Raw genomic sequence first — 21,347 nt, forward strand, 5'->3', positions numbered from 1 at the left:
GCAAGCGTTTTCTGAATAAATTCAGGAGGTAGTTTATAATGGGATTTTCTACAGTACCATGTAATGAATTTGTGGAGGTACTTGCTTCAAAGGCTCCGGTTCCGGGCGGCGGCGGCGCTTCCGCACTGGTGGGCGCAGTTGGTACGGCGCTTGGAAATATGGTAGGAAGCCTTACGGTCGGCAAAAAGAAATATGCGGACGTTGAGGCAGAAATGGTGGAATTGAAAGCAAAATGCGACCAGCTTCAGAAGGATTTTCTCCGTCTGATTGAGCGCGATGCAGAAGTTTTCGAGCCGCTCTCCAAAGCATACGGTATGCCGCGGGAGACGGAGGAAGAGAAAGCGGAAAAAGCGCGCGTTATGGCAGTCGTATTAAAGGATGCCTGCTCCGTTCCTATGGAAATCATGGAGAAATGCTGCGAGGCGATCGATATCATCGCAGAATTTGCTGCAAAGGGCTCCACGCTTGCCATCAGCGATGCCGGTGTCGGCGTTGCGTTCTGCAAGGCGGCGCTGAAGGGCGCAAGCCTTAACGTATACATCAATACAAAATCAATGGCGGACAAAGAGCTCGCTGCAGAGCTGAATGCAAAATGCGATAAAATGCTGGAGGAATACACCGTAAAGGCGGATGAGATCTTCGACAGCGTTCTTTCGAGACTTAAATAGGAGGAAAAAACAATGGCAAAACAGTTATTGGGCAAAGAGGTAACGGCTGCATTGAATGAAAGAATCAAAGCGAACGTTGCCGCATGCCAGGAAAAGGGCGTAAATCCGACGCTGGCAATCATCCGCGTAGGAGAAAATCCGAGCGATATTTCTTACGAGAAGGGTGCGACGAAGCGCTGCGAGACACTTGGCGTAGCCTGCGAAAAAATCCTCCTTCCGGAGGATGTTGCGCAGGAAGAGCTGCTGGCAGTGATCGACAAAGTAAACAAAGATGACAAGATCCACGGCGTTCTTTTGTTCCGTCCGCTGCCGAAGCATCTCGACCAGGCGGTTATCGAAAACGCGCTGGCTGCAGAAAAAGACGTGGACTGCATGACAGACCTTTCGATGTCCGGCGTATTCACCGGCAAGAAGATCGGTTTCCCGCCGTGCACACCGCAGGCATGCATGGAGATTCTTGACCATTACGGCATCGACTGCACCGGCAAAAAGGCAGTTGTTATCGGCAGAAGCCTTGTTGTCGGAAAACCGGCGGCAATGATGCTGGTAAAGAAAAACGCAACCGTAACCATCTGCCACACCAGAACGGTGGATATGCCGTCCGTTGCAAGAGAAGCTGACATCATCATCGTAGCTGCCGGACGCGCAGGCGTTGTCGGCGCTGAGTATGTAAAAGAAGGTCAGACCATCATCGACGTCGGCATTAACGTAAACGCGGAAGGCAAGCTCTGCGGCGACGTGGATTACGCAGCCGTTGAACCGATCGTAGACGCGATCACCCCGGTACCGGGCGGCGTTGGAAGCGTAACCACCTCCGTGCTTGTCGGACATGTGGTAGAAGCGGCAATGAGAACCTTATAAAAAATCAGAGCAATGATAAAATGGCGCAGCCTGCGGGCTGCGCTTTTTTTGTCAAAAAAATAACAATAATAGTATTGACAAAAAAATAACGATGTGGTATTCTCTGTATGTGCAAAAGAATAGCGAGGTATCAGGTGAAGAGGTCTTGCAAGGCAAGGCTCTGGAAAGAGGGAATCAGGTGAAAATCCTGAGCGAACTGGTCACTGTATTCAGGGAGTGAACTTCAGTAACCATTGCATCCCAGATATGTGAGAAGGTGAAGGGAACGGCGAACTGTAAGTCAGGAAACCTGCCTGATACACAGGATGTGCTCCAGACACAGCACAGGCATCCGACGGTCATAGGGTAGAAGAGCCCTATGGTTTATTTGGTGTGTCTGCTTATGGGAACAGACGCATTTTTTGTACCAAAATCCTCTATCTAAGAAAGGAGAACACACATTTATGAGCAGCAAAATTACGATTATCGGAGCAGGAAGCGTAGGATCAACGATTGCCTACACACTTTCCCAGAGAGACATCGCATCACAGATTGTACTGATTGATATCAACAAGGAAAAGGTTGATGGCGAGGTCATGGACATTGAGCAGGGAACCTGCTTCCGCGATCCGGTATCCATTATCGGCGGCGAATACGAAGATGCCAGAGAATCCGATATTGTAATCATTACCTCCGGTGTAGCAAGAAAGCCGGGGCAGTCCAGAATCGAACTCACTCAGACAAATGTAAACATCTTAAAACAGATTACGCCGGAAATTGTAAAGGCAGCGCCGAACGCACTTTACATCATTGTAAGCAATCCGGTAGACATCATGACTTACGTGTTTACGAAAATTTCCGGACTGCCGGAGAACCAGATTATCGGTTCCGGTACGCTTCTGGATACGGCACGCCTGCGCTGCGGTCTTTCCGAGCATTTCGGCGTGGCACAGAAAAATATCCATGCCTACGTATTCGGTGAGCACGGTGATTCCTCCTTTATTCCGTGGACGGGCGCATATATTTCCGGCGCGCACATTGATGAGTATTATCAGACAATGAAATCCCTCGGAGCTGACATAGAGGAGCTGGACCGCGAAGCCATGACTGAATATGTGCACAAATCGGGCGGAAAGATTATTGCGAACAAGGGAGCGACCTTCTATGCAATTTCCGCTGCAGTCTGCAAGCTCTGCGATACTCTGGTAGCGTCCTCTGATTCGATTGCAACCGTATCTTCTATGATGCACGGCGAGTACGGCATCGACGATGTATGTTTAAGCACACTTACGCTGGTGGGACCGAACGGTATCCGCGGCAAGGTTCCGATGCGGATGAGCAAAGAAGAAATCGAAAAGCTGCGTGCAAGCGCAAAGGTGCTGAAAGACGTTATTGCACAGATTGAACTGTAAACGCTGCCGGGAGGCGGCAGTTTACATGCGGCAGAACATCCCGTCGGGACTGCTGCATGGAAAAAGGTAGGAGGAACTATGAAATACAGTTATTATCCGGGATGTACCCTGCGGACGAAGGCGAAAGACCTGGATGCCTATGCAAGAGCTTCGGCGCGTGCGCTCGGCTTTGAGCTGGAGGAGATTGAAAACTGGCAGTGCTGCGGCGGCGTTTATCCGCTGGGAAGCGATGAGATTGCCACGAAGCTTTCTTCTGTACGCGCGTTGAACGAGGCAAAGGAAAAGGGCCAGGAGCTTGTTACGCTCTGTTCCGCCTGTCATCATGTCATCAAGCGCGTGAACGACGACATGAAGCATGTGGAGGACATCCGCACAAGGGCAAACAATTATATGCAGCTTGAGACTCCCTACGCCGGGGAGACGACGGTGCTGCATTATCTGGAGGTTTTAAGAGACCGCGTAGGGTTTGATGAACTGAAGAAAAAAGTGGTAAATCCGCTTACGGGCAGAAAAATCGGCGCCTATTATGGCTGTCTGCTTCTGCGTCCGGGCAGCGTGATGGCGTTTGACAATCCGGAAAATCCCACGATTATCGAGGATTTCATCCATGCCATCGGAGCAGAGCCTGTTATTTACCCGTACCGCAACGAATGCTGCGGCGGCTACATTTCCCTGAAGGAAAAAGAGCTTTCAAAGAACATGTGCGACACGATTATGGAGAGTGCGTCCGGCTTCGGCGCAGAAATGCTGATCACTGCCTGTCCCCTGTGCCTGTACAATCTGAACAAGAGCACGAACGGAAAGCTTCCGGTATACTATTTTACAGAGCTTCTCGCAGAGGCGCTCGGTGTCAAAGAGGAGGTGGCGAAGTGAACAAGACCGCAAAAAAGCAGGCGGAGCTGATTCAGGAAATCAGCGGCGTCAATCCTTTAAAATGTATGAAATGCGGAAAATGTTCCGCAACCTGCCCCTCATATGATGAAATGGACATCAAACCGCACCAGTTTGTATCTTATGTGCAGCACGAAAACATTGAGGCGCTGGTACAGTCAAAGACACTCTGGAAATGTCTTTCCTGCTTTGCCTGTGTGGAGCGCTGTCCGCGGGATGTAAAGCCCGGCAAGCTGATTGACGCGGCAAGACAGATTGTCGTGCGTGAGCGCGGAGCAGATTATCTGCAGCCGGATGAAATTCCGGAGCTTCTTGATGAGGAGCTTCCGCAGCAGCTTTTAGTCAGTGCATTCAGAAGATACAGGAGGTGAGCACAGATGCAGAGAATAGGAGTGTTTGTCTGTCATTGCGGAAGCAACATCGCCGCAACGGTGGACGTAAAGAAAGTAGTAGAAATGGCTCTGCAGGAACCGGGCGTGGTTCATGCGGAGGATTATCAGTATATGTGCTCGGAGGCAGGTCAGGCGAAGATTGCTGCAGCAATCAAAGAGAAGAATCTGACAGGCATCGTCGTATGTTCCTGCTCGCCGCGTATGCACGAGACGACCTTCCGCAAGGCGGCGGAGCGCGCCGGCCTGAACCCGTATATGGTGGAGATCGCCAACATCCGTGAGCACTGCTCCTGGATACATAAAGATATCGAAGAAGCTACCAAAAAGGCGGTCATCCTTGCGCGGGCAGCCATCGCAAAAGTAAATCTGGATGCCCCCTTAAAGCCTGGCGAGAGCCGGGTTACAAAGCGTGCCCTGGTAATCGGCGGCGGAATCGCCGGCATCCAGACAGCGCTGGATATCGCTGACGCGGGCTACGAGGTGGATATCGTGGAAAAAACGCCGAGTATCGGCGGCAGAATGTCGCAGCTCGACAAGACCTTCCCGACCCTGGACTGCTCGGCATGTATCCTCACCCCGAAGATGGTGGAGGCGGCAGCCCACGAGAAAATCAGAATCTATACATACAGTGAAGTGGAAAAGGTGAGCGGCTTCGTTGGCGACTTCACGGTCGATATCCGCAAGAAGGCGCGCAGCGTGGACATGGACAAATGTACCGGCTGCGGCGTGTGCCAGGAGAAATGCCCGTCCCGCAAGACGCCCAGCGAATTCAACCGTGGGCTGAACACCAGAAGCGCCATCTATACGCCGTTTGCACAGGCGATTCCGAATGTACCGGTGATCGACCGCGAGCACTGCATCAAGTTTAAGACCGGCAAATGCGGCGTGTGCGCGAAGGTCTGCCAGGCAGGCGCCATCGACTATGACCAGAAGGACGAGATTATCACAGAGAAATACGGTGCAATCGTGGTTGCAACCGGTTTTGATACCATTAAGCTGGACAATTACGACGAGTACGCCTACAGCCAGAGCAAGGATGTCATCACCTCCCTGGAGCTGGAGCGTATCATGAATGCCGCCGGACCGACAAAAGGTCATCTGGAGCGCCTCTCCGACGGAAAAGCGCCGAAGGAAATGGTATTCATCCAGTGCGTCGGCAGCCGCTGCTCAGACAGCAGAGGAAAGAGCTACTGCTCGAAAATCTGCTGCATGTACACGGCGAAGCACGCCATGCTCATCCGCGACAAATATCCGGATGTGAATGTGACGGTGTTCTATATTGATGTGCGTACGCCGGGCAAAAACTTCGATGAATTCTACCGCCGTGCGGTGGAGCAGTACGGCGTCAATTATATCAAGGGCCAGGTTGGCAAAGTAGCGCCGCAGCCAAACGGCAGACTGCTTGTGCAGGCGTCTGATCTGCTGGATAACCGGCAGATTAAGATGGAAGCCGATATGGTCGTTCTGGCGACCGCCATCGAGCCGAACCCGGATGTCCGCAAGATTGCGACCATGCTGACAGCAAGCATCGATACTAACAACTTCCTCACGGAAGCGCACGCAAAGCTGCGTCCGGTGGAATCTCCGACAGCCGGTATTTTCCTGTCCGGCGTCTGCCAGGGACCCAAAGATATTCCGGAAACAGTTGCGCAGGCGGGCGCGGCGGCTGTAAAGGCAATCGGTCTGCTTGCAAAGGATAAGCTGCTGACGAACCCGTGTACGGCGCAGTCCGATATCCTGCTCTGCAACGGCTGCTCATCCTGTGCGAATGTCTGCCCGTACGGAGCAATCACCTATGAAGACAGGGAAGTAAACGACCACGGCATCCGTGAGACGCGCCGCATCGCAGTCGTAAACAGCGCGCTGTGTCAGGGCTGCGGAGCATGTACCGTTGCCTGCCCGTCCGGAGCGATGGATCTGCAGGGCTTCTCGAACAGACAGATTATAGCGGAGGTGGATGCAATATGTCGATAGAAAAGAATGAAGAATTTAAACCGAAAATTGTCGCTTTCTGCTGTAACTGGTGCAGCTACGCGGGCGCAGACCTGGCTGGAAGCAGCCGTCTGACCTACCCGGCGGACGTCAAGATCATCCGCGTGCCCTGTTCCTGCCGTGTCAACCCGATGTTCATCCTGAGAGCATTTGAGAAGGGCGCGGACGGCGTGATCCTGTGCGGCTGTCATCCGGGCGACTGCCACTACAGCACCGGAAACTATTATGCGCGCAGACGTATGACGCTGCTGTTCTCCATGCTGGACTTCATCGGCGTGGAAAACGGACGCACCCGCGTGGAATGGGTTTCCGCCGCGGAGGGCGCGAAATTCTCCGCAACCATGAACGAGTTTGTGGAGAAGATCTACTCGCTCGGAAAGAACGTAAGATTGGAGGATTTAAGATGCAGGAATTAATTAACCGTGCAAAAGAGCTGCTGGCAGACGGAACGGTTGCGCGCGTCCTTGGCTGGAGAGCCGGCGACCTGCCTTATAATCCGGAACCGGCTTACTTTGAAAACGCGGAAGAACTGCAGGATTTCGTGTACAACGGATTCTGCGGGGCGAATTTAAGCAAATATATGATAGAAGCCTCCAAACTGGAGGGAAAGACCCTGGTCTGCCTGAAGCCGTGCGACACCTACAGCTTTAACCAGCTCTTAAAGGAGCACCGCGTGGACCGCGAAAAAGCGTACATCATCGGCGTGGGCTGCAAGGGCAAGCTGGATATTGAAAAAATCAGAAAACAGGGCATTAAGGGCATTGAGCGCATCGACGGGGCGGAAATTGAGGACGCCTGCGATACGCTGACGATCCAGACTATTTACGGAGAAAAGAGCTGCGCCTATAAGGATGCCATGCTGGAGCGCTGCCATGTCTGCAAGGGCAAGGAGCACCAGATTTACGACGAGCTGATCGGGGATTCTGCGGACACCACGGACGCGGACCGCTTTGAGGAGGTGCGCCGCATCGAGGCGATGAGCCCGCAGGAGAAGTTTGCTTTCTTCCAGAAGGAACTGAGCAAATGTATCCGCTGCAACGCCTGCCGCAACGTATGTCCGGCGTGCAGCTGCCGCAAATGTGTATTTGACAGCACAAAATTTGACAGCTCCCAGAAGGCGAACGCCGATTCCTTTGAGGAGAAAATGTTCCATATTATCCGTGCCTTCCATGTTGCCGGAAGATGTACGGACTGCGGAGAGTGCAGCCGCGTATGTCCGCAGGGAATTCCTCTGCACCTGTTTAACCGGAAGTTTATCAAGGATATCAACGAGCTTTACGGAGAATACCAGGCGGGCGAAGATATCACGGCGGATACGCCGCTGACGCACTTTACCTTTGACGACGCCGAGCCGGGAATCGTTGCAGAGAGGGGGAAGGAGCATGTATAAGATTGCGAAAGAAAACCTGCCGCAGCTTTACCGCCGCATCGCGGAAAAGAAGGAGTTGTATCTGCCGCTGGAAATCGGCGGACAGACAAACTTCGCGGTATGGGAAGAGGGCGATACGGTAGCCCTTGATGTGCTGAAGACCGTGAAATCCCCCAAGGATGCTTTTTTCCCGCAGAGTGAGAATCTCTATACCTGCAAGCGTGAGGGAAAGAAGATTTCCATCGAGCCGCAGGCGCTGAAGGAACAGGAATTTGTGGTATTCGGCATGAAAGCCTGCGATGTGCAGGGCGTGCAGGTGCTCGATAAGGTCTTTCTGGCGGAGCCGGTGGATTCCTTCTATGCGGCGCGCCGCGAACACGGAACGATCGTCGCCCTCGCCTGTCACGAGCCGGAGGAAACCTGCTTCTGCAGGGTGTTCGGCATCGACTGCGCAGACCCGGCGGCGGACGTTGCCTGCTGGATGATAGAAGAGGAGCTTTTCTGGAAGCCGCTTACCGTAAAGGGTGAAGCGCTCACAGAAGAAGTGCGTGATCTGCTCACGGAGGCAGAAGGGGACAGCGAAAAAGTGGAGGCGGAAAAAGAAAATATCCGCCGCATTGTGGAGAAGCTGCCGTACAGCCATCTGTCATTAGAGGGCTGGAACGGGGAAGCCCAGAAGGAGAAATTCGATTCCCCGCTCTGGGAGGAGCTGTATAAACCGTGCCTGGCGTGCGGAACCTGCACCTTCGTATGCCCGACCTGCCAGTGCTACGATATCAAGGATTACGATACCGGACATGGCGTGCAGCGCTACCGCTGCTGGGATTCCTGCATGTATTCCGACTTCACCATGATGGCGCACGGCAACAACCGTACCAGTCAGATGCAGCGGTTCCGCCAGCGCTTTATGCACAAGCTGGTGTACTTCCCGGCGAATAACGACGGTATGTATTCCTGTGTCGGCTGCGGACGCTGTGTGGAAAAATGCCCGGCATCCCTGAATATCGTAAAAGTAATTAAAAAGTTTTCGGAAGAAAAAGCAGCGGGAGGTGAACAGCAGTGAGCGAATGTACCTGTCATAAAAATTATACCAGAGATACGCTGATTCCGATGGTGGGCGTGATTACCGACATCCGCCAGGAAACGCCGGATGTAAAGACGTTCCGCGTCAACGCGCCGGAGGGCGGCAAGCTGTTTGAACATATGCCGGGACAGTGCGCAATGCTCTGCGCGCCCGGCGTCAGCGAGGGTATGTTTTCCATCACCTCCTCGCCGACAAATAAAGAATTCCAGGAATTCAGTATCAAAAAATGCGGAATGCTGACGGATTACCTGCACAGCCTGCAGGTGGGCGACGAGATTACCGTCCGCGGTCCTTACGGCAACCACTTCCCGGTTGAGACAGAGCTGAAAGGGAAAAATCTGCTGTTTATCGCCGGTGGTATCGGTCTGGCGCCGCTGCGCTCCGTCATCAATTATGTGCTTGACAACCGCGCTGATTACGGCACCGTCGATATCCTCTACGGTTCCCGTTCGGCGGACGACCTTGTACAGCTCAAAGAAATCCAGGAGGTCTGGAGCAAAGCAGAGGGCGTCAATGTATATCTGACCATCGACCGCCCGCAGGAAGGCTGGGACGGACATGTCGGATTCGTACCTGCCTACTTGAAAGAGCTGGAATTTGCCACCGACAAGACGGCGCTTATCTGCGGACCGCCCATCATGATAAAATTCGTGCTGGCGGCGCTCGTGGAAATGGGCTTCTCTAAAGAGCAGGTCTACACCACCCTGGAGCTGCGCATGAAATGCGGAATCGGAAAATGCGGCAGATGTAACATTGGATCAAAATATGTGTGCAAAGACGGTCCCGTATTCCGCTGCGACGAAATAGACGAAATGCCGAATGAGTATTGAACACCAGTTCTGCCATTCAGTAACCGCATAAGGCAGACCGCGCAGATTTATCTGCGAAGGACCGTGCTTTGCGGTTTGAATATACGGAGTGTAAGAAAGGACAAACAATTATGGAAAAAATGGTAAACGTATATTTTTTCGGTAAGAAGTACAGCGTGCCCGCCGACCTGACGATTATGACCGCGATGGAATACGCCGGTTATACGTTAAAGAGAGGCTGCGGCTGCCGCCACGGTTTCTGCGGCGCCTGTGCGACGATTTACCGGATCAAGGGGAAAAATGAATTAAAGACCTGCCTTGCCTGTCAGACACAGGTGGAGGAGGGCATGTATGTGGCAAGCATCCCGTTTTTCCCGACAGATAAAAGAACCTACGATATCAACGAAATCAAGCCGGACCAGCGCATTATGATGGAGCTGTATCCGGAAATCTACAGCTGCATCGGCTGCAATGCCTGTACAAAGGCATGTACGCAGGATCTGAACGTTATGCAGTATATCGCATATGCGCAGCGCGGCGAATTTGAAAAGTGCGCCGAGGAATCCTTCGACTGCGTAAGCTGCGGCTGCTGTTCCGTAAGATGTCCGGCGGGCATTTCCCATCCGATGGTGGGACTGCTGGCGCGCAGACTTACCGGAAAATATATCGCTCCGAAGGCGGAGCATCTGGAGAAGCGCGTGGAGGAGATTCATTCCGGCGCTTACGACGAGATGATCGAGCAGATCATGCAGAAGCCGATCACCGAAATGCAGGAACTTTACAACAACAGAGAAATTGAGGAATAAGGAGGGTCAGACATGTACACACCATATCCAGAGTCTATGATGGAATCCGTCAGAAAAGTAGAGGCTACAAGAGAAGCGCGTATGGCGGCGGAACCGAGACGTCTGACCGCAGAGGAAAAAGACAATCTCCTTAAAGAATTCCATCCGGATTACAGAGAAGAAGCATTCGAAGAAATCAAAGTAGGTCCGAACAAAGGACAGAAAGCAAACAAAGAGCTGGTACATCTTCTGCATTCCAACAGCCGTCTGCTGAACAGTAAGACAGATTTAAGCAACCCGGATTACGATGTGGATGTGCTTGTTATCGGCGGCGGCGGCGCGGGCGCGTCCTGCGCGATCGAGGCGCACAATGCCGGCGCGAATGTGATGATCGTCACCAAGCTTCGCATCGGCGACGCCAACACCATGATGGCGGAGGGCGGCATCCAGGCGGCGGACAAGGAAAATGATTCGCCGGTACAGCATTATCTGGACGCTTTCGGCGGCGGACACTTTGCCGCAAAGCCGGAGCTGGTAAAACGCCTTGTTATGGAAGCGCCGGACGCCATCAAGTGGCTGAACGAACTGGGCGTGGAATTTGACAAAGAAGACGACGGACGGATGATCACCACGCACGGCGGCGGTACTTCCCGGAAGAGAATGCATGCGGCAAAGGACTATTCCGGGGCGGAGATCATGCGCACCCTGCGCGACGAGGTGCTCAACCGTCAGATTCCTGTGGTAGAATTTACCTCCGCTGTGGAACTGATCAAGGATGACAAAGGACAGGTGGCAGGCGCGGTTCTGCTGAATATGGAAACAGGCGATTATTCGGTTGCCAGAGCAAAGACCGTTGTACTTGCAACCGGCGGCGCCGGACGGATGCATTATCAGGGCTTCCCGACATCAAACCACTACGGTGCGACCGCAGACGGTCTGATCATGGGCTATCGCGCGGGAGCAAAGCTCCTTTACCAGGATTCCATCCAGTATCATCCGACAGGAGCCGTTTACCCGTCGCAGCTTCTGGGCGCGCTGGTTACGGAAAAGGTGCGTTCCCTGGGCGCACAGCTTGTCAATGCGGAGGGCGAAGCTTATATCCATCCGCTGGAAACACGCGACGTCAATGCCTCCGGCGTTATCAGAGAGTGCCAGGAGGGACGCGGCGTTGAGGTGCCGGGCGGACAGAAGGGCGTCTGGCTGGATACGCCGATGATCGAAATCCTTGGCGGAGAAGGCACGATTGAAGCGCGGATACCGGCAATGTTCCGTATGTACATGAAGTATGGCATTGATATGAGAAAGGTTCCGATTCTTATCTATCCGACGCTGCATTATCAGAACGGCGGCGTGGAGATTGAGGCGGACGGCTTCACAAAAGCTATCCCGAACCTGCTGGTGGCAGGCGAAGCGGTGGGCGGTATCCACGGAAGAAACCGTCTGATGGGCAATTCGCTGCTGGATATCATCGTGTTCGGTCGCAACGCCGGAAAAGCGGCTGCTGCAAAGGCGAAGGATGTGACGCTTGGCGCTATGACGCTGGAGCACGTTGAGAAATACGCAGAGGAGCTGGCGGCTGCAAATGCGACAGAAGAGGGCGTATCCCCGCTGCTGCTTCCGAAGTATGCACGTCACGAATCGGCTGTCGAGTAAATCAATTACTGTTCACTCTGTGCATAGCAACCTTCGCAGATAACAGCAGGTGCCTGAGGCTGGCGTGAACAGCAACATAAATTATTCATCCTTCCGGGGCAGAAGACCACAGCGTCTCTGCCCTGCGGAGGCCGGAAAGGAGCATTCATATGCGTGAAATAAATGCAGGTCAGATTACAGATGTGGTGGAGCGGCTCTGTATCGAAGCGAACGAGCACCTTCCGTCCGATGTAAAATGTGCGATCAAAAACTGCCGCGCCTGCGAGGACGGCGAGATTGCAAAGGGCGTGCTGGATAAAATTATTGAAAACTATGAGATTGCCGACGCGGAGAACGTGCCCATCTGCCAGGACACCGGTATGGCGTGTGTTTTCCTGGAAATCGGGCAGGATGTACATATCGTCGGAGGCGACCTCTCCGAGGCGGTAAACGAGGGCGTCCGCCGCGGATACGATAAGGGCTATCTGCGCAAATCCGTGGTAAAGGACCCGGTGCGCCGGGGCAATACCGGCGACAATACCCCGGCAATGATTTATACAGAAATCGTACCGGGCGAGCAGATTAAAATCACTGTCGGTCCGAAGGGCTTCGGCAGCGAAAACATGAGCGCAATCCGCATGTTCAAGCCGTCCGCAGGACTGCAGGGCATCAAGGATTTCATCATTGAGACGGTGGAGACAGCGGGACCGAATCCATGTCCGCCGATGGTTGTCGGCGTCGGCATTGGCGGCACCTTCGATAAAGCGGCGCTGCTTGCGAAAAAAGCGCTGATGCGCCCGATCGATTCCGAAAATCCGGATCCGTTCTATGCCGATCTGGAAAAGGAAATGCTGGCGAAAATCAACGAGCTTGGCATCGGACCGCAGGGCTTTGGCGGAAAGACAACGGCGATCGGTTTAAATATTGAGACGATGCCGACGCACATTGCCGGAATGCCCTGCGCCATCAATATTAACTGCCATGTAACGCGCCACAAAACGGAGGTGATTTAGATGGAAAAACATATCACACTGCCGCTCACCGAAGAGCTTGCAAAAACGCTTCATGCCGGGGATACCGTGTATCTTACCGGAACCATTTATACATCCCGCGACGCCGGACATAAGAGAATGTGCGAGGCGCTTGCGCGCGGGGAAAAGCTTCCGTTCGACCCGACGGATGCCACCATCTACTACGTCGGACCGACGCCGGCAAAGCCCGGACAGGTCATCGGCTCTGCCGGACCGACCACCAGCGGTCGTATGGACGCTTATGCGCCGACTATGATGTCTGTGGGAGCGCGTGGCATGATCGGAAAGGGCGCCCGTCTGCCGGAGGTCGTTGAGGCAATGAAAAAATACAGCGGCGTCTACTTCGGAGCCATCGGCGGCGCCGGAGCACTGCTGGCAAAATGTATCAAAAAAGCCGAGCTGATCGCTTACGAGGACCTTGGGGCGGAGGCGCTGCGCAAGCTCTACGTGGAGGAAATGCCGCTTTTTGTCATCATCGACAGCGAGGGCAACAACCTGTATGAGAGCGGACGCGCCGCTTATCTGCAGCAGAAGAAATAATACCGCCGCTTCTGCCTGCCGGGTACGCTGACAGAATGGAACACTGCATCCTGCCAGCGCGGCGGCAGAGGGCGGAAACAGGAGGAGAAAAATGACAGATTTATTAGAGGCACTGATGATACTCTGCTTCGGGCTTTCCTGGCCGATTTCCATCCGGAAATCCTGGACGTCCAGAACCGCCAAGGGAAAAAGCCTGTTTTTTGAGTTCTTTATCTGGATTGGATATGTTTTCGGAATCATCCGCAAATTCATGCTCTGGAGCACTGGCGCCGGAACGGGCTGGCTGTTTTACCTCGGCTGGTTCTTCTATGTGCTCAACATCGTGGAAATCACCATCGATATGGCGCTTTATTTCCGCAATGTAAAGCTTGACAAAGAGCGCGACGGAAAATAAAAAGAACAGTAATGCTAATTATACTATAGCAGGGTCAGATTTCCATGAGAGGTCTGACCTTTTTTATTAGTCTTAAAACTGGACTATTGACAAGCTGATATTTACATGATAAAATAGTCCCAAAATAAGACTAAAGAAAGAAGTGATATAAATGGATGATTCCCGGATTGCCAGACAGGTATCCCGGTTTTGCGAGGAATGTCATGTAATAAATATGGTTTACGAGGATTACGCGCGCACTCTGGATATTTCGTATACCAGCCTGCAAATTTTAACAATGATTATGTTCACGGAAGAATGTACACAGAAGACAATCTGCGAAAAAACATTTCTTCCGAAGCAGACAGTGAATGCCGTTATTACAGGATTTTACAAAAAAGGAATTATTGAGCTGCGGGAATTGCCCAGCGACCGGAGAAACAAGACCATTCATCTGACAAAGGAGGGAACTGCGTATGCAGAACAAATCGTTCCCAAAATCCGGAAAGCGGAATATGCAGCCTTTGAAAAACTGACTTCCGAGCAGAGAGAAAGCCTGCTGGAAGCCATCCGGATTTACCGGATCGGTTTTCGTAACGCCATGCTGGGAGAGACTGATAATAAATAAACCACCGATAAACGATCCCCCTTGAAAGGGGGATAAATAAAAAGCGATTAGTCCCAAAATTGTACATTATAAAATATTGACTAAAGGAGAAATGAAATGGCAAAAACGATTGATATGACGCAGGGAAAACCGTCAAAATTGCTTTTACAATTTGCGTTCCCTGTTTTGATTGGAAATTTGTTTCAACAGCTCTATACACTGGTAGACCGCGTAATTGTCGGTCAGTTTGTAGGAGCGGATGCTTTTTCGGCGGTAGGCTCAACAAACGCATTGTCTATGATGTTTATGTCCATGTGTATGGGAACCGCGATCGGAACGGGCGTGGTGGTTTCCCAGTATTTTGGCGCAAAAGATCAGAAAAATACGGCGAAAGCCATTGCAAACGGGGCGTATGTAAACGTAATTGTAGCGCTTATTATGACGGTTATAGCATTACTGGCTACAAAGCCGATTCTTATTCTGCTAAACACACCAGCTACGCTTATGGATGACGCAGTTTCTTACATGAGAGTATTTATGGGAGGTCTGCTTGCGGTATCACTCTACTATACACCTTTTTCAATTTTAAGGGCATTGGGGGATTCAAAAACGCCGCTGATTTTTCTTGCCTTTTGCAGCATATTGAATATCATTCTCGACATTATTTTTGTTGTCCCGCTGGGAATGGGTGTGGAAGGTGCTGCGATTGCTACCGTAATGGCACAGGCGATTGCTGCGGTTTTATGTATGATTTATGCGTTCAAAAAAGTGCCGCAATTCCATGATGCGGTTCATTACATGAAACCGGACAGCAATATTATCCGTCAGACATTGAAAGTTGGAATACCGACAGGATTCCAGTATTCGCTGATGTATATTTCCAGTATTGCTCTGCAGCGTGTTGTAAATGGTTTTGGGGAAAGTGTGATAGGCGCTTTCACATCTACGACTCAGATTGAACTATTAGTACAGCAGATTTACGCCGCACTTGGTACAGCAATGGTAACGTATACAGGTCAGAACATTGGCGCCGGAAAAACAGACCGGGTAAAGCAGGGAATGTGTTCTGCCATGAAGATAAGCGGAATCGTATCGGTGATTCTGCTGGTCGTTTTCTGGCTGGGCGGCAGACTGATTATGAGTATTTTCGTACCGGATAAAGATATTATCGCATTAGCTTCCAGCGGTATCCGCATTACAAGCCTGTTCTTTATGGCGCTGGGAGTTGTGCAGGTACTTCGCTATTTGCTGAATGGAGCCGGAGATTCCGTATACGCCTTAGTAAACGGTATTGTGGAAATTATAGCCCGTATCGGATTTGCTTTTCTGCTGACGGCGGTTCCGTTCATCGGTATGTGGGGAATCTGGCTTACAACAGGGCTTACATGGCTGGTAACAGCAGTATTTGCCCTCTGGCGTTACAGAAGCGGTGCATGGATGTCAAAATCACTTGTGAAAGGAAAGGAGAATGAATAATGAAAAAGAAACTATTAGTTTTAGCGGGCAGCGCCCGCAAACGGGGAAATTCTTCCTTGATGGCAGATGAATTTATCCGGGGAGCAAAAGAGGCAGGCCATGACGCTGAAAAAATTTATTTAACAGATAAATCGGTCGGCGGCTGTCTGGGCTGCGGAGCCTGCCAGCGTAACGGCGGACAATGTGTACAAAAAGACGACATGAATGAGATTTACGAAAAAGTGAAAAACGCAGATGTGATTGTCTTTGCTTTTCCCGTATACTTTTATACCTGGAATGGACAGATGAAAACGGTTCTTGACCGTTTGTATGCAGTGGAACCGCTGCTGAAAGACAAGACTTTTTATATGCTGGCATCCGGGCAGGCTCCAACGGAAGAATACATGACAACCATGATTGACAGTTTCCGCAGGTATATCGGCTGTTTCCGGGCAGGCGGAAATACAGAGGGAGGATTTGTCTTTGGATATGGTACAGATAAACCGGGAGATGTTGTAGGAACTTCCGCAATGGAAAAGGCTTATGAGATGGGCAGGGCTCTGTAAAATGAATTGACAGACAGGAAGAAAAGAACACGGAGAAATTTCTCAGACGGCTGGCAGCCCTCCCTGGTAAAGGAAGGGCTGTTTTTATCTTATTTTTTCATGAGTCCGGCACCGGCGTTCCATGCCTTTCCCACCTTTTCTCCCGTCACATAATAACCGTGCTGGAACTGGTCGAAAATAAGGGCATGAAGCTTTGCAGGGTCAACCTTTCCATTGTCGGAGAGAACGGCTTCCTCCGCTTTCACATTGACAATTCTGCCAACAATACCGGATACATATTCGGTATCCAGAATGTCCAGCAGCTCACATTCCATGACTACGGGAAACTCCTCAATGACCGGAGCATGAACTTTGTCACTTTTGACTGCTGTGTAGCCGGTGCGCTCAAATTTGTCGTTTATTTTATTTCCGGATGCGATTCCGAAGAAATCGGCGGCGTCCATGTGCGCTTCGTCAGCCAGCGCAACAGTAAAGGCTCTGCTCGCTTTAATATTCAGCCATGTTTTCTTTCCTTCACCGATAAAAAGGATAATCTTGTCCTCATCACATATCTGTCCCCACGCAACATTCATGACATTGACCTTTTCATTCTCGTCATAAGCTGCGACCATCAATACAGGCATGGGATACACTGCCTGCACAACCCCCAAATCTTTTTTCATGATGTCATGCCTCCCTGTATTTTTTGCTTGTATTTTTTCAGCAGCAGGAATTGACATTCCCTGTCTGCTGATATTATAATTATACAAAAAGCAAGAGTAAAATCAAGTACCTACTTTAAAGACAGGTACTATCCCGGAGGAAAGTATAATGAGTAAGCATTGCATTGCAGATGCAGATTTTGAGAAAACTGGATACAGCTACACGCTCTCTTTAATTGCAGGAAAATATAAACCGGTAATTCTTTACTGCCTGATGGAATATGAGCCTGTACGGTTCAACGAAATGCAGCGCTATCTGAAAAAGGTTACGGATAAAACACTGAGCCAGCATCTGAAAGAGCTGGAAGCTGACGGTCTCATCGTGCGCAAAGTATACCCGCAGATACCTCCCAAAGTGGAATATTCGCTGACTGACCGCGGGCATTCTCTTATGGAAGTTTTAGATAAGCTTTGTGATTGGGGAAATGAAAACCGGCTTCCATAAATCAGTGATTTCCGGAATGCCGTGTTATTGTTCCAACGTTCACAGTAACATGCTATCTGGCATGGATATGAGTTGAAAGCTTCCGGGAAATCGAATATAATATAGGAAAACCACAGGAAAGCGGGGAAGAAAAATGCTGGTTACAATGAATGATATTTTATTACCCGCCAGGAAAGGCGGATACGGGGTCGGTTTTTTCAACGCGGTAAATGTAGAAATGGCAAGGGCGGTCATTGAAACGGCAGAAGAGCTGCATGCCCCTGTCATGATTGGTACGGCAGAAATCCTGCTTCCATTCATGAGCCTGGAGCGCGTGGCAGAGTATCTGATTCCTATGGCGCAGAAGGCAAGTGTGCCGGTTGCCGTCCACTATGATCACGGACTCACTTTTGATGGCTGCATACATGCTTTAAAAGCGGGATTTACGTCTGTGATGTATGACTGTTCAACGTGTGACTATGAGGAGAACAAAGCGCGTCTTGCAGAAATGGTGAAAATCTGCCATGCAATGGGCGTGACCGTCGAGGGTGAGCTTGGACATGTCGGGGATAATGAAGGCGCCGGAAAGCTTACAAATCCGTGTGATTTTTATACGAATCCGGAGATGGCGGCCGATTTTGTATCCGCCACGGGAGTGGATGCGCTGGCGGTGGCGGTAGGAAACGCGCACGGAGACTATAAGTTTCCTCCGAAGCTGGATTTTGAGCGCATTCTGGCAATTTCCGATGAGACGAAAATCCCGCTGGTTCTTCACGGAGGCAGCGGACTGGCAGATGATGATTTTAAGATGGCGGTGAAAAAGGGAATCTGCAAAATCAATATTTTTACGGACCTTGAAAAGGCGGGAAGAGCGGGCGCTCAAAAAGCACTGGACGAAGGCGTGCCGAGTCTGACAAAAATGATACCTTACGAAATAGACGCCATGAAAAAAGTTGTGGAAGAGAAAATACGCCTGTTCGGTTCCGACGGAAAAGCGTGAAAAGGGCTGAAAGATTATGAGAAAAAAGATGATTGCCGCAGGACATATCTGTATAGACGTTACGCCTGCGTTTGAATGTGAAAAACAGAACCGTCTGGAGGATATCCTGGCTCCCGGAAAGCTGGTGAATGTCGGACAGGCACAGTTTCATCCGGGAGGGACTGTCTCCAATACGGGTCTCGCCATGAAATTCCTTGGGGCAGACGTGTTTCTTATGGGAAAAACCGGCGACGATGCATTTGGGACCATGCTGATACAGAAATTAAAAGAAAGGGACGCGGCGGACGGCATGATTGTTTCCTCCGGACAGAATACCTCTTATTCCGTGGTACTGGCTGTTCCCGGCATAGACCGTCTTTTTCTCCATCATCCCGGAGCGAACGATACGTTTACGGCAGACGATATTGATTATGATAAATGCAGGGAGGCGGTACTTTTTCATTTCGGGTATCCGCCTGTCATGGCGCAGATGTACCGGCAGGAGGGCAGTGAGCTGGTAAAAATGTTTGCCAGAGTAAAGGAATGCGGCTGTCTGACATCACTGGACATGGCGGCAATGGATGAAGCATCGGAAGCGGCACAGGCGGACTGGATAAAGATTTTCAAAAATACGCTGCTCTATGTAGACTTTTTCCTGCCAAGCATTGAGGAGCTGATGTTCGCTGTCGACAGAGAGCGCTATTACCGGCTTTTGAAAAAAGCCGACGGCAGGGATATGACAGAGGTAATTTCCGTAAAGGAGGATGTCGCGCCTCTGGCACAGCTTCTTCTGGATATGGGCTGCAAAATAGTGCTCATCAAGTGCGGAGCACCGGGTTTTTATTATAAGACAGCCGGCAGCAGTGCGTTTGAGCAGATGGAAAAACAGAGTGGTATTGATTTCTCCGGATTTTCCGGAAAGGAAGGCTTCGAAAAAAGCTATATGCCGGATGCGGTAATTTCCGGGACAGGAGCGGGTGATACGACCATCGCAGCCTTTCTTACCGCAATGGTGCAGGGCTATCCCTTTGAAAAATGCCTCCAGCTCGCATCCGCGACAGGAGCCTGCTGTGTGGCTGCTGCGGACGCGCTCGGCGGATTAAAAACCTTTGAGGAACTGGAAAATAAAATAAATGCCGGATGGAAAAAGAACGGAGAGCAGGATATGCAGGGAGACTGATATATGGATACATATATGCTGGAAAAAATTTATGATGTATTTTTGAACCCGATTTATGTAATAAAAGATGGAGAGGAAGGCATCTGTTTCCCTTCAAAAGAAATATATCAGTCACCGTTTGAAAGAGACCAGAGCCTTTGCAATGATATTCTTGCACGGGCAAAATCAGGACCGGAGCCCTATCTTTATCTGGAAAATGAGAATAGTGATGGTAACAAAAGGCAGTTTTTCCGCTGACTTTTGTCACCCACAATGCTTCTTCTTGTTAGATTAAGTTACAGGGAATGAAACAGTTTTTGGTATCAATCGGAATGACTTCCTCACACATACAGATAATACCGCCGCTGCCTCGTTCCAGATTTACTTTATCAAGCAGCTCATACTTTTTGACTTCCCGCCGGTCAGGGTTTGCGGATTTTTTAATTTCCAGCGGATGGATTATGCCATTTTGCTCCACAAACACGTCGATTTCTTTTGCATTGGAATCTCGGTAATAGGTTAGGTTGGCTTTAGAAGGCGCATAAGCAAAATTTTTGAGCAGTTCAATCACTACATAGTTTTCAAAATAGTGTCCGCTGGCCGCCCCATTCATCAGAGTGTCCCTGGTAAGCCACATCGACAGATAAGCAGACAGACCCGTATCGCAAAAATACAGCTTTGGCGTTTTCGTAAGACGTTTCAGTTCGTTATTAGCATAAGGCGGCAGCAGATAGATAATACCTAAGCCCTGCAGCAGACGTAACCATTCCTTTGCCGTTGGCTGTGATATTTCCGCTGCGTCTGCCAGTGTCTTATAATTGACCTGTTCCGCAACCAGGGCGGCGCAGGCATTCAGAAATTTGCGGAAACGGACCGTATCCGTAATGCCGCCTGCTTCAGAAACATCCCGCATGAGGTATGTTTCAATATAGGAGTTAAAATATTCCTGCCTTTGCTCCGCATCTGCCAGCAATGCGTCCGGCATCCCTCCACGCCAGATATGTTCAAACACATCTACAATGTCATTCTTTTTTGTAAGAGGCTGCCTTTGCAGGAAGCAAGGCAGTGAAAAATCAAGCTCATTAGGGAAATCCACTCCTTCAACCTCGTTCTTTGACAAGCTGTAAAGTTCCAGAATTCCGATTCTTCCAGCCAGCGTATCACGGATATTTTTCATCATCTTGTATTGCTGTGATCCGGTCAGCCAGAATAATCCCCGTTCTTCGCTTTCGTCACACATAATCTTAATCTGTTCAAACAGCTCCGGCGCTTTTTGTATTTCGTCAATGATAATCGGCGGTTTATAGGTCTGGAAAAACAACACCGGATCAGATTTTGCAAGTGTCCGCGCCATAGTGTTGTCCATAGAGACATAGGTACGCTTTTGTTCCGCAGCCAGGTGCTTCAGCATGGTCGTCTTTCCTACCTGCCTTGCACCTGTTACAAGAACCGCCTTAAAAAAAGAACTCATGCGTAAAAATTTGCGCTCCAATTTGCGCTCCAGATATTTCATTGCCCGGCCTCCTTAAATTATGAAAATATAAAGTATACTTTATTTTATCCTAAAAATAAGTCTGTGTCAACCATCCTGAAAATTTTTCTGCTAGTAATATACCAGAAAGTACTATTCTATACAGG

Annotated in this window: 24 protein-coding genes and 1 riboswitch; of the genes, 22 read left to right on the plus strand and 2 right to left on the minus strand. The window is 50.6% G+C overall.

Features of this window, described 5'->3' with window-relative positions:
• Positions 1–38 precede the first annotated feature (38 nt).
• From NQ534_RS19185 to NQ534_RS19270, 18 genes are all read left to right on the plus strand, one after another.
• Complete coding sequence (locus NQ534_RS19185; RefSeq protein ID WP_006861145.1) at positions 39–668, plus strand: cyclodeaminase/cyclohydrolase family protein; 630 nt, start codon at positions 39–41, stop codon at positions 666–668.
• A gap of 12 nt (positions 669–680) precedes the next feature.
• Positions 681–1,529: a bifunctional 5,10-methylenetetrahydrofolate dehydrogenase/5,10-methenyltetrahydrofolate cyclohydrolase gene (locus NQ534_RS19190; protein ID WP_006861144.1), complete on the plus strand. Its 849-nt coding sequence runs from the start codon at positions 681–683 to the stop codon at positions 1,527–1,529.
• A gap of 115 nt (positions 1,530–1,644) precedes the next feature.
• Positions 1,645–1,840: riboswitch (cobalamin riboswitch) on the plus strand.
• Between the two features lie 132 nt (positions 1,841–1,972).
• A complete protein-coding gene (locus NQ534_RS19195; RefSeq protein ID WP_006861143.1) occupies positions 1,973–2,920 on the plus strand; it encodes an L-lactate dehydrogenase in 948 nt (315 codons plus the stop codon).
• A 78-nt stretch (positions 2,921–2,998) separates the two neighbouring features.
• Positions 2,999–3,793, plus strand: coding sequence for a CoB--CoM heterodisulfide reductase iron-sulfur subunit B family protein (locus tag NQ534_RS19200; RefSeq protein ID WP_006861142.1), 795 nt, complete (start codon positions 2,999–3,001; stop codon positions 3,791–3,793).
• Positions 3,790–4,182 carry a 4Fe-4S dicluster domain-containing protein gene (locus NQ534_RS19205; RefSeq protein WP_006861141.1) on the plus strand — a complete coding sequence of 131 codons (393 nt, stop codon included), beginning with the start codon at positions 3,790–3,792 and terminating at the stop codon, positions 4,180–4,182. The genes NQ534_RS19200 and NQ534_RS19205 overlap by 4 nt, the downstream gene beginning before the upstream one ends.
• Positions 4,183–4,188: 6 nt before the next feature.
• Complete coding sequence (locus NQ534_RS19210; RefSeq protein ID WP_006861140.1) at positions 4,189–6,177, plus strand: CoB--CoM heterodisulfide reductase iron-sulfur subunit A family protein; 1,989 nt, start codon at positions 4,189–4,191, stop codon at positions 6,175–6,177.
• Positions 6,168–6,611: a hydrogenase iron-sulfur subunit gene (locus NQ534_RS19215; protein ID WP_006861139.1), complete on the plus strand. Its 444-nt coding sequence runs from the start codon at positions 6,168–6,170 to the stop codon at positions 6,609–6,611. The genes NQ534_RS19210 and NQ534_RS19215 overlap by 10 nt, the downstream gene beginning before the upstream one ends.
• Positions 6,599–7,585, plus strand: a complete 987-nt coding sequence (locus NQ534_RS19220; RefSeq protein WP_006861138.1) for a 4Fe-4S dicluster domain-containing protein — start codon at positions 6,599–6,601, stop codon at positions 7,583–7,585. The genes NQ534_RS19215 and NQ534_RS19220 overlap by 13 nt, the downstream gene beginning before the upstream one ends.
• On the plus strand, positions 7,578–8,627 hold the full coding sequence (locus NQ534_RS19225; RefSeq protein WP_006861137.1) for a 4Fe-4S dicluster domain-containing protein: 1,050 nt from the start codon (positions 7,578–7,580) through the stop codon (positions 8,625–8,627). The genes NQ534_RS19220 and NQ534_RS19225 overlap by 8 nt, the downstream gene beginning before the upstream one ends.
• On the plus strand, positions 8,624–9,478 hold the full coding sequence (locus NQ534_RS19230) for an FAD/NAD(P)-binding protein (protein ID WP_040782468.1): 855 nt from the start codon (positions 8,624–8,626) through the stop codon (positions 9,476–9,478). Before NQ534_RS19225 ends, NQ534_RS19230 begins: the two co-directional genes overlap by 4 nt.
• 110 nt (positions 9,479–9,588) lie before the next feature.
• Complete coding sequence (locus NQ534_RS19235; RefSeq protein ID WP_006861135.1) at positions 9,589–10,263, plus strand: 2Fe-2S iron-sulfur cluster-binding protein; 675 nt, start codon at positions 9,589–9,591, stop codon at positions 10,261–10,263.
• A gap of 12 nt (positions 10,264–10,275) precedes the next feature.
• A complete protein-coding gene (locus NQ534_RS19240) occupies positions 10,276–11,895 on the plus strand; it encodes an FAD-dependent oxidoreductase (RefSeq protein ID WP_040782465.1) in 1,620 nt (539 codons plus the stop codon).
• Between the two features lie 149 nt (positions 11,896–12,044).
• Positions 12,045–12,887 (plus strand): fumarate hydratase, encoded by an 843-nt coding sequence (locus tag NQ534_RS19245; RefSeq protein ID WP_006861133.1) that lies wholly within the window; start codon positions 12,045–12,047, stop codon positions 12,885–12,887.
• On the plus strand, positions 12,888–13,445 hold the full coding sequence (locus NQ534_RS19250) for a Fe-S-containing hydro-lyase (RefSeq protein ID WP_006861132.1): 558 nt from the start codon (positions 12,888–12,890) through the stop codon (positions 13,443–13,445).
• A gap of 91 nt (positions 13,446–13,536) precedes the next feature.
• The gene (locus NQ534_RS19255; RefSeq protein WP_006861131.1) at positions 13,537–13,839 is read left to right on the plus strand and encodes a hypothetical protein; all 303 of its coding nucleotides are present in this window, start codon (positions 13,537–13,539) and stop codon (positions 13,837–13,839) included.
• 151 nt (positions 13,840–13,990) lie between these two features.
• Complete coding sequence (locus tag NQ534_RS19260) at positions 13,991–14,446, plus strand: MarR family winged helix-turn-helix transcriptional regulator (protein WP_040782462.1); 456 nt, start codon at positions 13,991–13,993, stop codon at positions 14,444–14,446.
• A gap of 96 nt (positions 14,447–14,542) precedes the next feature.
• Positions 14,543–15,901: an MATE family efflux transporter gene (locus NQ534_RS19265; RefSeq protein ID WP_006861128.1), complete on the plus strand. Its 1,359-nt coding sequence runs from the start codon at positions 14,543–14,545 to the stop codon at positions 15,899–15,901.
• Positions 15,901–16,446 (plus strand): flavodoxin family protein, encoded by a 546-nt coding sequence (locus NQ534_RS19270; protein ID WP_006861127.1) that lies wholly within the window; start codon positions 15,901–15,903, stop codon positions 16,444–16,446. The genes NQ534_RS19265 and NQ534_RS19270 overlap by 1 nt, the downstream gene beginning before the upstream one ends.
• A gap of 89 nt (positions 16,447–16,535) precedes the next feature.
• Here the strand turns inward: NQ534_RS19270 and NQ534_RS19275 are convergent, their stop codons facing one another.
• On the minus strand, positions 16,536–17,108 hold the full coding sequence (locus NQ534_RS19275) for a flavin reductase family protein (RefSeq protein ID WP_040782460.1): 573 nt from the start codon (positions 17,106–17,108) through the stop codon (positions 16,536–16,538).
• A 148-nt stretch (positions 17,109–17,256) separates the two neighbouring features.
• On the opposite strand from NQ534_RS19275, the gene NQ534_RS19280 reads away from it, so the two are divergent.
• From NQ534_RS19280 to NQ534_RS19295, 4 genes are all read left to right on the plus strand, one after another.
• Entirely contained in the window at positions 17,257–17,592 is a 336-nt protein-coding gene (locus NQ534_RS19280) for a winged helix-turn-helix transcriptional regulator (RefSeq protein ID WP_006861125.1), read from the plus strand.
• Between the two features lie 133 nt (positions 17,593–17,725).
• On the plus strand, positions 17,726–18,571 hold the full coding sequence (locus NQ534_RS19285) for a class II fructose-bisphosphate aldolase (RefSeq protein ID WP_006861124.1): 846 nt from the start codon (positions 17,726–17,728) through the stop codon (positions 18,569–18,571).
• A gap of 16 nt (positions 18,572–18,587) precedes the next feature.
• On the plus strand, positions 18,588–19,730 hold the full coding sequence (locus tag NQ534_RS19290) for a carbohydrate kinase family protein (protein ID WP_006861123.1): 1,143 nt from the start codon (positions 18,588–18,590) through the stop codon (positions 19,728–19,730).
• A gap of 3 nt (positions 19,731–19,733) precedes the next feature.
• Positions 19,734–19,967 (plus strand): hypothetical protein, encoded by a 234-nt coding sequence (locus tag NQ534_RS19295; protein WP_006861122.1) that lies wholly within the window; start codon positions 19,734–19,736, stop codon positions 19,965–19,967.
• Between the two features lie 28 nt (positions 19,968–19,995).
• Here the strand turns inward: NQ534_RS19295 and NQ534_RS19300 are convergent, their stop codons facing one another.
• Positions 19,996–21,222, minus strand: coding sequence for an ATP-binding protein (locus NQ534_RS19300; RefSeq protein ID WP_006861121.1), 1,227 nt, complete (start codon positions 21,220–21,222; stop codon positions 19,996–19,998).
• Positions 21,223–21,347 lie beyond the last annotated feature (125 nt).

This window comes from Marvinbryantia formatexigens DSM 14469 (genome assembly GCF_025148285.1).
Taxonomy (GTDB): domain Bacteria; phylum Bacillota; class Clostridia; order Lachnospirales; family Lachnospiraceae; genus Marvinbryantia; species Marvinbryantia formatexigens.